At 36.3% G+C, this 13,138-nt stretch carries 13 protein-coding genes; all 13 read left to right on the top strand.

The window, feature by feature from the left end; genetic code table 11:
• The first annotated feature begins 9 nt into the window (after positions 1–9).
• The 13 genes from QBE53_03160 to rplK all read left to right on the top strand — a co-directional run bounded on the left by QBE53_03160 (position 10) and on the right by rplK (position 13,101).
• Positions 10–1,275, top strand: coding sequence for a glycosyltransferase (locus QBE53_03160; protein ID WZL82121.1), 1,266 nt, complete (start codon positions 10–12; stop codon positions 1,273–1,275).
• Positions 1,269–2,486 (top strand): sugar phosphate isomerase/epimerase, encoded by a 1,218-nt coding sequence (locus QBE53_03165; protein ID WZL82122.1) that lies wholly within the window; start codon positions 1,269–1,271, stop codon positions 2,484–2,486. The genes QBE53_03160 and QBE53_03165 overlap by 7 nt, the downstream gene beginning before the upstream one ends.
• 27 nt (positions 2,487–2,513) lie before the next feature.
• Complete coding sequence (locus QBE53_03170; GenBank protein WZL82123.1) at positions 2,514–3,860, top strand: DUF4422 domain-containing protein; 1,347 nt, start codon at positions 2,514–2,516, stop codon at positions 3,858–3,860.
• Positions 3,861–3,874: 14 nt separating this feature from the next.
• Complete coding sequence (locus tag QBE53_03175) at positions 3,875–6,394, top strand: hypothetical protein (GenBank protein WZL82124.1); 2,520 nt, start codon at positions 3,875–3,877, stop codon at positions 6,392–6,394.
• Between the two features lie 1,833 nt (positions 6,395–8,227).
• Positions 8,228–8,668, top strand: a complete 441-nt coding sequence (locus tag QBE53_03180; protein WZL83260.1) for an adenylyltransferase/cytidyltransferase family protein — start codon at positions 8,228–8,230, stop codon at positions 8,666–8,668.
• A gap of 73 nt (positions 8,669–8,741) precedes the next feature.
• A complete protein-coding gene (locus QBE53_03185; protein ID WZL82125.1) occupies positions 8,742–9,140 on the top strand; it encodes a flagellar protein FlaG in 399 nt (132 codons plus the stop codon).
• A gap of 24 nt (positions 9,141–9,164) precedes the next feature.
• Positions 9,165–10,649, top strand: coding sequence for a flagellar filament capping protein FliD (gene fliD / locus QBE53_03190; protein ID WZL82126.1), 1,485 nt, complete (start codon positions 9,165–9,167; stop codon positions 10,647–10,649).
• Positions 10,650–10,676: 27 nt separating this feature from the next.
• The gene (fliS, locus tag QBE53_03195; GenBank protein ID WZL82127.1) at positions 10,677–11,072 is read left to right on the top strand and encodes a flagellar export chaperone FliS; all 396 of its coding nucleotides are present in this window, start codon (positions 10,677–10,679) and stop codon (positions 11,070–11,072) included.
• Positions 11,073–11,088: 16 nt separating this feature from the next.
• The gene (locus QBE53_03200; GenBank protein WZL82128.1) at positions 11,089–11,574 is read left to right on the top strand and encodes a hypothetical protein; all 486 of its coding nucleotides are present in this window, start codon (positions 11,089–11,091) and stop codon (positions 11,572–11,574) included.
• Between the two features lie 129 nt (positions 11,575–11,703).
• Positions 11,704–11,853 carry a 50S ribosomal protein L33 gene (rpmG, locus tag QBE53_03205; protein ID WZL82129.1) on the top strand — a complete coding sequence of 50 codons (150 nt, stop codon included), beginning with the start codon at positions 11,704–11,706 and terminating at the stop codon, positions 11,851–11,853.
• 41 nt (positions 11,854–11,894) lie between these two features.
• Complete coding sequence (secE, locus tag QBE53_03210) at positions 11,895–12,098, top strand: preprotein translocase subunit SecE (GenBank protein ID WZL82130.1); 204 nt, start codon at positions 11,895–11,897, stop codon at positions 12,096–12,098.
• Positions 12,099–12,110: 12 nt separating this feature from the next.
• Complete coding sequence (nusG, locus tag QBE53_03215) at positions 12,111–12,632, top strand: transcription termination/antitermination protein NusG (protein WZL82131.1); 522 nt, start codon at positions 12,111–12,113, stop codon at positions 12,630–12,632.
• Between the two features lie 43 nt (positions 12,633–12,675).
• Positions 12,676–13,101, top strand: coding sequence for a 50S ribosomal protein L11 (gene rplK, locus QBE53_03220; protein ID WZL82132.1), 426 nt, complete (start codon positions 12,676–12,678; stop codon positions 13,099–13,101).
• Positions 13,102–13,138 lie beyond the last annotated feature (37 nt).

Here is a 13,138-nt window from a genome sequence, read left to right on the forward strand (position 1 = left end):
GTATATCCCATGAAGCTAAATCAGGAAGTGCTACTATCCTTTATTATTCCAGTATATAATGTTAAAGACTATCTAGCACAATGTCTAGAAAGCGTTTTGAATCAAATAGATGATCAATGTGAGATCATCTGTGTCGAGGATCAGTCAACAGATGAGTCCTATTCGATTTTATTAGAATATAAGCAGCAGTTTCCTAAGATGAATATTATACGTAATGCAAAAAATAGAGGGTTATCCTATTCGAGAAATCAAGGAATAAAGCAAGCGAAAGGTAAATTCCTTGTCTTCTTAGATTCCGATGATTATATGGGACCGACGTTTGTCGAACAGATTAAAGCATCACTCGAACAGACAAAGGTTGATATTATAGCTTTTAATACATGTAGGTTTGAAGATAAAGGGTCAAAAAAAGAGATTATAACACACCTAAAAGCATCTGTTAAATCTCCTGATGAAAGGGTGCTTGGGGCAGAAGAGGCATTTAAACAATTGCTTAAAGACAGTGAACTGATGGTTGCGGTTTGGAATAAAATATACCGTCGTAGTTTTTTGTTGGAGAAGGGGATAACCTTCATGGAGGGAATCTTACATGAAGATGTACCATTTTGCTTCAAAACACTGCTACAGGCAGAGGCTATTATGTTCCTAGACCAGGCTTTTTATTATTATCGTATCCGAGAGGGTTCTATCATGCATGGAAAGCATAGCCAGAACCATATAAAGAGTATATTTTATGGCTATCTAGATTCACTGGAATTTTGGAAAAGATATATCCGAGATCATAAGCATGATATGAATCCATATATTGAAAAATACCTTGAAAATAAATATTTACATCACATGCGAATACGGATGAAGTCACTTGGGATGCCAACGTTGAATTTTGAAGATCCGATTGTCCAATTTCAATGGGAGCATTTTAATATATATAATTGTGCAGATACATATGCATTTGACAAACTTGCGGATAACCAAGAGATTATAATATATGGTGCTGGCATGGTCGCTCAAAAAGTGTTTTTGGAAGCGATGAAGCATTCTGTTCCCATATTGGGGATAGCTGTATCAAAGGCAAAAGTGAATGAAAGAATGTATACGTATCGTGTCAAAGAAATTACAAAATATATAGAATATAATGAAGACGCGTTGATTCTTGTAGCAACATCAAAAAAATTGTATCCGGAAATTGAAAAGTATTTGATACAGTTAAAGTTTAAGCATATTATGTTCATTGATGCGTTAAAAACAAAGGATTATGAAGGAGAAATATGCTAAAAATTGGAATTCAATCTCGAGGAATTATAAAAGAAAATGCCATAGAAGAAGGTTATAAAACCATCAAATCAAGCGGTATAACATGTGTAGATTATGATATACTACATCAAAAAGGCGCACTGACAAATACACAGTATTATCAAAAACATATAGCATGCGCAAAAAGACATGAGATTACGTTTGCTCAAGTTCATGCACCTGTATTAAAGCATGAACAAGAATATGTACGAAGCCATCAACAGGGGTACACATTAGAGTATATTGTAGATGTGCTCAAACAAAGTGTCGATATTTGTAAAGTTCTTGAGAGTCCTTTTTTGGTTGTCCATGCCCTCAATACAGCGGATAAGACAACAAAAGATGAAGAGTTTGCGTTAAATATGGAGTTGTTCACACGTGTAGGTGCTTATGCGATGGAGCATGACGTAACGATATGTATAGAAAACGTTCCATATAGAAAAGAAAACATCTTACAAGAGGGTGCCTGTTCAAGGGCGCAAGATATTGTAAACTATATCGAACGTCTTAACCAAAAATTGGGACATGCTTGCTTTGGTGCTTGCTTTGATATTGGACATGCCAATATACTTAAGCATAATTTTGAGCAAGAGATTCTTAAGTTAGGAGACTACTTAAAAGTTGTTCATATACATGATAATGATGGGGCTCGTGATTTACATCAGATGCCATATTGTTTTACCCACCAAGAGCATAATTTTTCCAATACGGATTGGAGTGGTTTCTTAGTTGCGTTGCGTCAGATAAAATATAGCGGTGTATTAAGTTTTGAGACGTATAAGCTATTTACTTCAATGCCTGGAATATTACAGACGGAACTTCTAAAATTCCTATTTAAAATAGGTGTGCATTTCTCAACGGTTATTTTATATGAAGAGCGTCTAAAAAAATATAAAGAGCATACTAGAGTTGTTTTTGGCGCAGGGAAAATGTTAGATGTTTATATGAAGTTTTTTGGAGAAGAATATAGACCCCATTATATTGTGGATAATAATTCGAAGCTTTGGGGGACACAAAAATACGGAATATTGATTTGTGAACCAAAGATGTTAGCTCAGAGCGAGCAAAAAAATAATGTGGTCATTATCTGTAGTGCATATTATGAAGAGATAATTATTCAACTGCAAAGTATGGGCATCAATCAATATGAGTTATCTGAAGAAATTTTACGTATGTCAGGGAAACCCCAATGACAGCAACTGAAATGTGAGGCTATTTTTATGAAGAATAAGAAAATCATTATTTTTGGCTTAGGACAAATATTTAAAAATCGACAAAATCAATTTCAGTGGGACAATGTAGTCGGTGTATCTGATAACCACATACAACATCCTTTAAAGGAGCATCCAGAGATTCAATACATTCAACCTTCTAAGATTTGTCAATGGGAGTATGATTATGTCGTGATTTGTGCGGGCTATGGGGCGGCATCGGAGATATTTGAACAGTTATGCAATAGCTGTGAGATTCAACCTGAGAAAATTATAAGTGATAAAAAGTACTTTGGTGAAGTCTCGTGGGAAGCGAGGTCATTGATTGAAGTGATTTGCCAATACCAGATTCATTCGCTTAGTGATCCACAACGATACTTGGCGCAACACGGCGTATTAACGATGACAAATGTTAAAGGTAAATCCTATGCGCATATTCAACTGTCATATGAACGTGAAAGCAACCAAGCTATTATTCTTGGAAAAAATGTATTAGCCTTAAAAGATACTCATAAATATGCATATATTTTTATGCCTAAATCTGTAGAGGCAGGTTCAACTCAGGTTATTGAGTCTCTTAAATCCCATGAAAGAGAAGAAGTCTCTAGATTGGATTTAAGTTGCATATGCTTTGTTCGAAAAACTGATGTCACGATGTATGTCATAACCCATGTGAATTTTATGGTGCCTGAACAAGAGTTTTTTTCGCCATTATGGGTTGGTGATGACCATTCGCGATGGATTGAGGCCTATGTAGAAAATGGAGATAATATTCGAAGGCTCAATGGAAAGATTAATGAATGTACCGGAATATATTGGATATGGAAAAATACTTCTACAAAATACGTGGGTATCAATCATTACCGTCGTTATTTCTTGGATGACAAGACGCATGACATTATTACGAGAGAACAGATGGACAAGCACCTAAAGCAATATGATATTCTGGTAGCTGGCGCGGTAACCTCAGGAAAGGTCAGCAATGCGGAAAATATTCGGGAGAGTATTGATGAAGAGGCTTTTTCAAATGCATATATGCTTATAGAAAAAAGTATCGAAAAAAATCAACCAACATATTTGGAGCCTTTTTACAATGTAATGCATGGCGTGGTTTTTTTTCCGTTTAATATGTTTGTCATGCCTAGATATATATTTAATCAATATTGTGAATGGTTGTTTTCGATTATCATTCCGGCGGCCGAGGCGTTTGATAATTCGGGATATGATTCATATAGTCAAAGAGCAGTAGGTTTTTTTGCAGAACGTCTATTAACAGTGTGGTTAAGCAAGCAAAAATATCAAATCAAAGAACTGCCGGTATTACTTAAAGATACGCTAATCAATACGAATAATTAGAAGGAGAGAACCCAATGCGACAATTTGTAAAAAATCAGATTTTGCCGATTTTAGACTCAATGTTTGAGCTACATCAAGTAATTATAGGGATAGACAGTATAGAGCAAAAAAAGGTGTTTATTCAAGATTGTCAAGAAGCAGGTCGTGCAATCAAAGAGGTTATTGATGAAAATACAACCGATGCAACTAAGACGACCTTAGCTTATGAAAATTATGTGCAGGCTTTGGGAGTGTGTGAAGAAAAAGAAAGCTTAGATGATGTGGACTTAAAGGTGCTGAATGTATACCCGGATTTTTTGAAGAACCTAATAGAGACAACCCCAACAACATATCATGTGGTTTTTTTACCGTATAAGGCAGCGATGTGGGATAGCTTAGAAAGCATATGGAAAGCAGCCCAGGCGGATAAAAACTGCGTAGCCCATGTGATTGCGATTCCATTTTTTGAATATAATAGTAAAAATGAGTCATGGGAAGCACGTTATGAAGGCGATCTTTTTCCGGCAGATGTCCCCGTGACACATTATCAACAGTACTCGATTGAGATGATGCAGCCGGATATCGTTTATATACACAACCCCTATGATAATAGAAATCGAATTACAAGCGTACATCCAGACTATTACTCTGAAAAGCTCAAACAAAATGTCGGACGACTTATTTATGTACCATATTATGTAACGAGTGGTTTTTTTCCAACAGAACATTTAGGGTTATCGGCATATGATCATGTAGACAATATCGTTGTACAGTCAGAGCATGTGCGAAGCAAATTTATAGCTACACCATACTATGAAAAAGTTGTTGTATTTGGCTCGCCTAAATTAGACCATATAATAAATACCTGCAGAAAAAAACCATCAATACCTAAAGCGTGGGAACCTATGCTTAAGGGGCGAAAAGCGATTATGCTTAATACAAGTATTACATCTTTTTTAACAGATGGAGAAATCTATATAAACAAATTATTACAATTATTTAAACATGTGCAAAAGCTTAACTCGCTCTGTCTTATTTGGCGCCCGCATCCTCTGTTGGAGGGAACGGTTAGGTCGATGCGTCCTGAACTGACACACCGTTATGAAGAATTGGTCAACTATTTTGTATCGAATAATGTGGGGGTCTATGATACATCCCCAAATCTTTCGCGTACAATAGCGCTTTCAGAAGGCTATGTAGGTGAAGAGGGGACATCCGTTATCAACTTATTTGAAGTTGTTGGAAAACCTGTGTTTACATTAGATAACATCATAAGTCAGGATTTTGTCGGAATAGAGCAACGACGTCTTCTGATGTTGGATGCGACGGTGAACAACGATGACCTATACTTTACGGCAGGTGCTGTTAGTGGATTGTTTCATATGGATTTAAATTCAAAGCAGATAAACTTTATAGATCGCCTAAAAAATCAGCCGAAATGGGTTAACACATATATAGGAATGGATCAAGACGCTGAGCAGGATACAATTTACTTTGCACCGTACTTAGCAACCGGTCCGGCAAAATACTCAATATCAACACAACAGCTATCTGAACTGCCTTTAAGACAAGGGCAGGAAAGCATAGGTTGTAAAGGTGTTGTAAAATACAAGCAGTCAATCTTCTATATTCCGATGACCCATGGGAATATGTTTGAATATGACTTGAAGGACAATGCATGGAAGACACATAGTGCGTGTTTGGAAAAAGTTCCAAAGACACAACGCAACACCATCAATAAGGTGGGAGGCTATGCGGTTGATGAGCAGCGTTTGTGGATAACGCTGGAAAATTCTCACTGCATTATTGAGTTTGATATGGACACAAGAAAGTATCAATACCATGCATTAGGAGAGGCTAATTATGGTTATAGTGCGATTACATGCGACGGGAATGATCTGTGGCTGGCAGAAGTGCATAGTGGGTATATAGTGCAGTGGAATCATCAAACACTTAAAACGCAATTATATAGTATGCCAAAAGCATTTAAACTATGGACAAATAATTTGAATGTTCCCTTAACGCATCTGCAACTGCTAAACTTGAAAGACTATATTGTCACAGTTCCGGGGTTTGCAAAATATGGCGTTAAAGTTAACAAAAAAACAGGCGCGACCAGTATACTTTCTCCAGAATTTTGGGAAGGGGCAGATCAGATTGCCAACGGATATCACCCGAAAAGAGTTTTTTCAACGATGATGGCAAAACAAATTGCGGATAATACCCTATTAATTCAGCGTCGATTTGATGGAAAAGTTGCAATTATTCAGTTGGCAAGTGATCAAATAGAGACTTTTTATCCAACCTTGTCTGAAGAGGTGTATATGCAATTGTTTAAAAGCGAAGATGGATTTGAACAAAGTGATGCATATCATGTTTTTTGCCGAAAGGAAAGCCGTTACTTTACGTTACAAGGATTTCTTGATGATATTATTCATGAACAACTTGAAGGTGTAAAAGAACGGCAATTAAAAGCTGCCCAGACGATGGCAGATAATTTGGACGGAACGAGTGGAGAAAAAATCTACAAATATTTTATCGATAATTTAGTGTAGAATTAAAGTTGTGGTTAGGAGTATAGAATGAATGCACAGGAAATGTTAAGAGAACTTCCGAAAGGACTGTTAAACTGGTATAGTTTTAGTGATAAATGTACAATTTTATATATTGGTGATGAAAAGGATACCGTCTATGAACTGCTTTTAAAAAAAGCAGAGGTTGTTGAGGCTGTAAAAAGTGACCGAAGCATTGATAAAGCATTCATTAGTGATAGAACAGCCACATACGATTATATTGTTGCTCTTTATCAACTTGAGAAAGCAAAGGATCCGGTAGAGGCGCTTATAGGATGGCAGCAAATGCTAAAAAGTACAGGAACCCTTCTTCTAGGAACGGATAATCGCTTAGGTATACGTTACTTCTGTGGAGATAGGGATCCCTATACCGGAAGAAGCTTTGATGGGATTGAAAACTATCGACAGATTGTATCCTATGGCAAAGCATATATCCAAGGGAGAAATTATTCAAAAGCAGAAATCAAAGGCTTTCTAAACCGTGCCGGATGGAAGCATTACAAAAGTTATTCAGTTCTTCCCAATTTGGAAATGCCGCAAGTGATTTATGCACAGACAATGTTGCCAAATGAAGAATTAGGGATTCGCTTGTTTCCAAAGTATAATCATCCGGATTCGGTTTTTTTAGATGAAAAATACGTCTATAGTGATCTTATAAATAATGGTATGTTTCATAGTATGGCCAATACGTATTTGTTTGAATGTAGTCAAAGCAAACGATTTGACAACGTCGAACATGTAACTATTTCCATGGACCGTGGAAGAGAAAATGCACTCATGACACTCATCAGAGACACGCATACTGTAGAAAAAAAAGCCGTTTATCCTGAAGGAAATCAGAGATTACAACAAATTGTGAACAACCAAACGGTATTAAAAAGCTGTAATATAAAGATGGTTGAAGGAAAATTAGTCAATAATACATACATCATGCCATTTGTAGAGGCTCCAATGGCTATAGACTATATTCGAAAGTTAGCATTTATGGACAAAGAGGAGTTTGTTCGAGCGATTGATCGCTTTCGAGAGGTAATATTAAATTCTTCAAGCCATGTTGACTCCATAGAGGAAACAAATCACCAAAGTGCTATATTGGAAAAAGGGTTTATTGATTTAGTACCCTTAAATTGTTTCTATGTTGATGGAGAATATATGTTTTTCGATCAAGAATTTTATGTGGAAAATTATCCGGCCAATGCAATTATATTTAGGGCTATTGAAATTATCTATATGCAAGATGCAAAAATTGAATCTATACTTCCTAAAGATTTTTTTTGGCACCGTTATAATCTTCAAAATGATGTTGAGCTGTGGAGAAAAAAATCAGGAGAGTTCACACAGAAACTTCGCAATCAAAAACAGTTAAAACCATTTCTTGAACAACATGAAATCAATCATCAGACTGTTCATACGAATCGTCAGCGAATGAATTATTCAAAAGATGAATATCAGAAAATTTTTGTTAATATATTTAAGGGAATTCAAAATCAAAAGATTATTCTTTTTGGTTCAGGGAATTTTACAAAGCGTTTTTTGAGTCTGTATGGAGAAGATTATGCGATTGCGTTTATTGTGGATAACAACCCAGCACAATGGGGAAAAAAACTAAATGGAATAGAAATTTGTTCGCCAGAGCGCTTAGTCAATCTAAACCTAGAGGCATACCGAATTATTATCTGTATTAAAGCGTTTTTACCGATTGTACATCAGCTAAAGGCAATGCAGATTGATACCTACTATGTGTATGACCGGAATATCGAATATAAACATAGCCAGGCACCAAAGATGATCGTATCAAAGGATGAAGATCAGACAATAAAAAAATATAATGTTGGGTATATCGCCGGGGTCTTTGATTTGTTCCATATTGGGCACTTGAATCTATTAAAGCGTGCAAAAGAGCAATGTAATTACCTTATTGTTGGTGTGGTCTCAGATGAGGGGGTTAAGCGAAACAAAAAAGTTGAACCCTATATTCCTTTTGAGGAGCGTATAGAGATTGTTCGTTCCTGCCGATATGTAGACAGAGCAGTCGAGATTCCTTTGGATTTTGCTGGATCACGGGAAGCTTATGAGAAGTATCAGTTTGATTGCCAATTTTCAGGAAGTGATTATACACAAGATCCGGATTGGAAGGCCAATCAATTGTTCTTAGAAAAAAAAGGGGCAACCCTTGTTTTCCTACCATATACAGAGCAAACGAGTTCGACAAAAATAAAAAAGGCTATTCAATCAAGAGACGAAAAGAATAATTAAGATTAGAGGTTAATTTTTTTTAAGAACGATCCGATAATTATATCAGAGGTAGTGAATTTGAGGAGGTAATGCAATGAGAGTTGAAACAATCAATAGTGAATATCAGGCAAGAGCATCCTATATGAATGGAATGCAATCAAAAAATATGGGAGTATCGCAGGCTGAAGCCAAAAAGACAAAACAAAACAACGATAACAGTGCGGCTGCTCATGCAGAGCCCAACAATACAAAGGAAACCGGAAAAGAAGAAAAAGACAAAACATTAGAAGCAATTGAACAAGCAAACAAGCATTTACGTATATATAATCGTCGTTTGGAATATGAAATCCATGAAGCGACAAACCATATTATGGTCAAGGTCATTGATGCGGAAGATGATAAGATCATTCGCGAAATCCCTTCAGAAAAGATTCTTGATATGGTCGGACGCATTTGGGATGTAGCAGGAATTTTAGTTGATGAAAAGCGATAGTATCTTTTTAAGGAGGCAATAACCATGGGTATACAATTTACTGGATTGGCATCAGGATTAGATACACAATCCATTATTAGTGACATGATGAAAGTTGAAAATTTAAAAGTACAGCGTGTCAAAAATCAAAAAACAATGATTGAGTGGAGAAAAGACGCGTGGAGTGAGATGAATTCAAAACTATATTCTTTTTATAAAGAAGAATTGTTTGATTTTAAATCTCAAGGAACATATCAACAGAAAAAAGTAACGAGTTCAAATGATGCGATTGTCTCAGTTAAGAATACGAACAGTGCATTAATTGGCAGTCATACAGTGGATGTTCAGCAGATGGCTAAAGGATCGTTTTTAACAGGGACAGAGCTTGCGGATACAACGACGGGGTCAACAACGGCTCGAGACTTAATGGGCTTAGCAGCAGGTGATGCTTGGACCGATAAGACGATCACGATTGAAGCGGATGGTGTGACCAGTAAGTCGATTACCATTGAAGAAACTGATACACTAGATAGTATCATGAAAAAGTTCAAAGATACAGGACTCGATATTAATGCAACTTATGATTCAAACTATAACCGTATCTTCTTATCCACAAAAGACACAGGAGAAAACCTTCAACTTGAATTATCAGGGGATAGCCAAGCATTAGAAAAACTTGGTTTCCAAGCAGGGAATCTTGTGGGAACAGCTGGACAAGACGCAATCTTTACATATAATGGAACAGAGTTGACAAGTGCGACAAATGATGTTAATGTCAATGGATTATCTCTATCTATTCGTGCAGATAGCGGTTCGGTTAATATTGCGGCAACGCAAGATACAGATGCTATTTATGAAAAAGTCAAAGAGTTTGTCTTAAAATATAATGAACTAAAAGATTTGTTTAACACAAAATTAAATGCGGATTCAGCCAGAGGTTATGATCCGTTATCATCAGAAGAAAAAAGTGCAATGTCGGATGATGAAATTGAAGCATGGGAGACAAAAATTAAAGACGCACTTCTTCGACGTGATAGTAAACTGGAAGATGTAGATAACCTCATGCGAAGTACGTTGACAGCATCTATCGGCGTGGATACAAGCGGTATGGAGTATAATTACTTGGCAGACCTAGGTATTGTTACAGGGGCATATACTGAAAAAGGATTGCTACATATTGAAGGCGACGATGATGATACACTTTTTTCTGAAAAAGAAAACAAACTTCGTCAAGCCATAGAGGAGAATCCTGATGATGTAATGGAATTTTTATCTGCATTAGGTGGACAGCTATATGATGAGATGCGCGATAAGATGAAATCATCAACAATGAGCAGTTCGTTAACTTTTTACAATGATAAATATATGAGTGATCAAATTGAAGATAAAGAAGAAGAGATTGCAAAACTGGAAGATCGACTTGCTGCAATTGAGGAAAGATATTATAATCAATTTGCGGCTATGGAACAAGCTATGCAAAAAAGCCAGTCGACAGGTCAGTGGCTATCGCAACAATTTGCATCATTTTAAGTTGTAAGAGTATTCAGGAGGAATTAAATGACAAGTAATCCATATGCGAAAATCAAACAAAATTCAGTGATGACAGCTTCAGCACAAGACTTGACACTCATGTTATATGATGGAGCTATAAAATATGCTAATCAAGCAATTGTTGCAATTGAGCATAAGCAATATGACGTGGCTCATGCCAAAATTATGCGAGTTCAAGACATAATACAAGAATTTATCGTGACCCTTGATCCTAATTACGAGATTTCAACGGATATGCGTCGATTGTATGATTATCTATATCAGCGACTAGTTCAAGCAAATGCGCGGAAAAATGTGGAGATCATAGAAGAAGTACTTGGTTTTCTAAGAGATTTTCGAGATACATGGAAACAGGCGATGGAACTATCCAAGCAAGGGACGCAATCTGTACAAGTACAATAAGTCAGGCGGTGAAGTTGTGCAAGAAGTCATTACAACATTGGAATTGTTGAATCATGGTCTTTTATCAAAGAAAAAAAGCCTTGAGGCTTTATTAATTTACACAAAAGAACAGCAACAATTGTTAGCTGAAGAATTGTTTGATATGAAAGCTTTTAATACGCTTATTAAAAAGAAACAACAAGATATTAACAATATTGTTCAAATTGATGATGGGTTTGCGCAAAGTTACAAACGCATTCGCAATCAAGTGGAAAAACACCCAGCAATGTATGCGGATTACATACGATTAATACAAGAAAATTTAAAAGAGATATCAGAATTAAGTACAGAGATAAGTGTTTTAGAAGAAAAAAACAATATGACCTTTAAAAATGTATCAAAAAAAACAAAAGAGTATATTCGTTCCTTTAGAACGAACAAGAAGTCTGTTGTTAATTATTATAAAAATTATAATAAGCAGCAAGAAAGTGTGCGCGACCGATTTTTTGATTCGCAAAAATAAATGCGAGTAATCCTATTGACAAAAGCCCCTAAGTGTGATAAATTATTAGTTGCACGTTTAGAGGGCTCTTTTTTTTTGTAAGAAAATGTCCGAAAAACAACCTTATTAGACTAAGTGGAGGTGGAAGTTGTGCGTGTAAAAATTACTTTAGAGTGTACGGAGTGCAAAAACAGAAACTATAACATGACCAAGGATAAAAAAGCACACCCAGAGCGCTTAGAAACAAAAAAATATTGCAAGTTCTGTAAAAAGCATACGAATCACAAAGAAACGAAGTAATTCTTGATTCCGTTTTTTATGGAAGAAAAGGAAGTGAATCAATGGGAGAAGCAGACGCTAAGAAAGTTGGTTTTTTCAAAGGGGTCCGATCTGAATTTAAAAAGATTGTGTGGCCCAACAAAAAGACAATAATGAAACAAACGTATGTTGTTGTCATTCTTGCCCTCATCCTTGGTGGACTTATTGCGGCCATCGATGCAGGTTTTCAGTTCGTTATTTTTGATCTGATTTTAGGAAATCTATAAAGGTGGTTACTTATGGCAGAAGAAGCTAAGTGGTACGTAGTTCATACCTATTCTGGGTATGAAAACAAAGTAAAAGCAAATATTGAGAAGTTGATTGAAAATCGTAAGATTCAAGATCAGATTCTAGAAGTCATCGTTCCGTTGCATAAAGTATATGAAGACAAAAACGGTACACGAAAAGAAGTCGACAAAAAACTTTTTCCAGGCTATGTCTTGTTGAAAATGTTTATGAACGATGAGACGTGGTACGTAGTTCGAAATACACGAGGTGTAACAGGATTTGTAGGTCCGGGTTCTAAACCGGTTCCGCTTTCGGAAGCAGAAATTTCTGCGATGGGTATTGACTTATCTGTTGTTGAGTTGTTTGTCGAAATAGGTGACACTGTTACTGTTGTTGACGGACCATTTGAAGGTTCTGTTGGAGTGATTAAAGAGATCCATGATCATAAACGAACAGTTATTGTTAATCTATCTATTTTTGGACGAGAAACACCGGTAGAATTAGATTATGCAAAGATTCAAAAAATGAATTAAACGAACAAAGCTTTTTATGGAAGAAATTCAGGAGGTGCGCTAAATGGCGAAAAAAGTTACAGGACTTATTAAATTGCAGATTCCTGCTGGAAAAGCAACTCCAGCACCACCAGTTGGACCGGCGTTAGGTCAACATGGTGTGAACATTGTGCAGTTTACAAAAGAGTTCAACGCAAAAACGGAAAAAGATGCCGGTATGATTATTCCGGTTGTAATCACAGTATATCAAGATAGAAGCTTTAGCTTCATCACAAAGACTCCACCTGCAGCCGTTCTTATCAAAAAAGAATGTGGAATCAAATCTGGTTCAGGTGTACCACAAAAAGATAAAGTGGCTACAATCACAAAAGAGAGTCTTAAAAAGATTGCAGAAATCAAGATGCAAGACCTTAATGCTGCAAACGTTGAATCAGCAATGAGCATGATCGCTGGTACATGCCGAAGCATGGGTGTTGTTGTCGAAGAATAGTTAGATTTGTGTGGGAGGGATACTCCCGATATTACCA

It is taken from the genome of Vallitaleaceae bacterium 9-2 (assembly GCA_038396585.1).
Lineage (GTDB): Bacteria > Bacillota > Clostridia > Lachnospirales > Vallitaleaceae > UBA1351.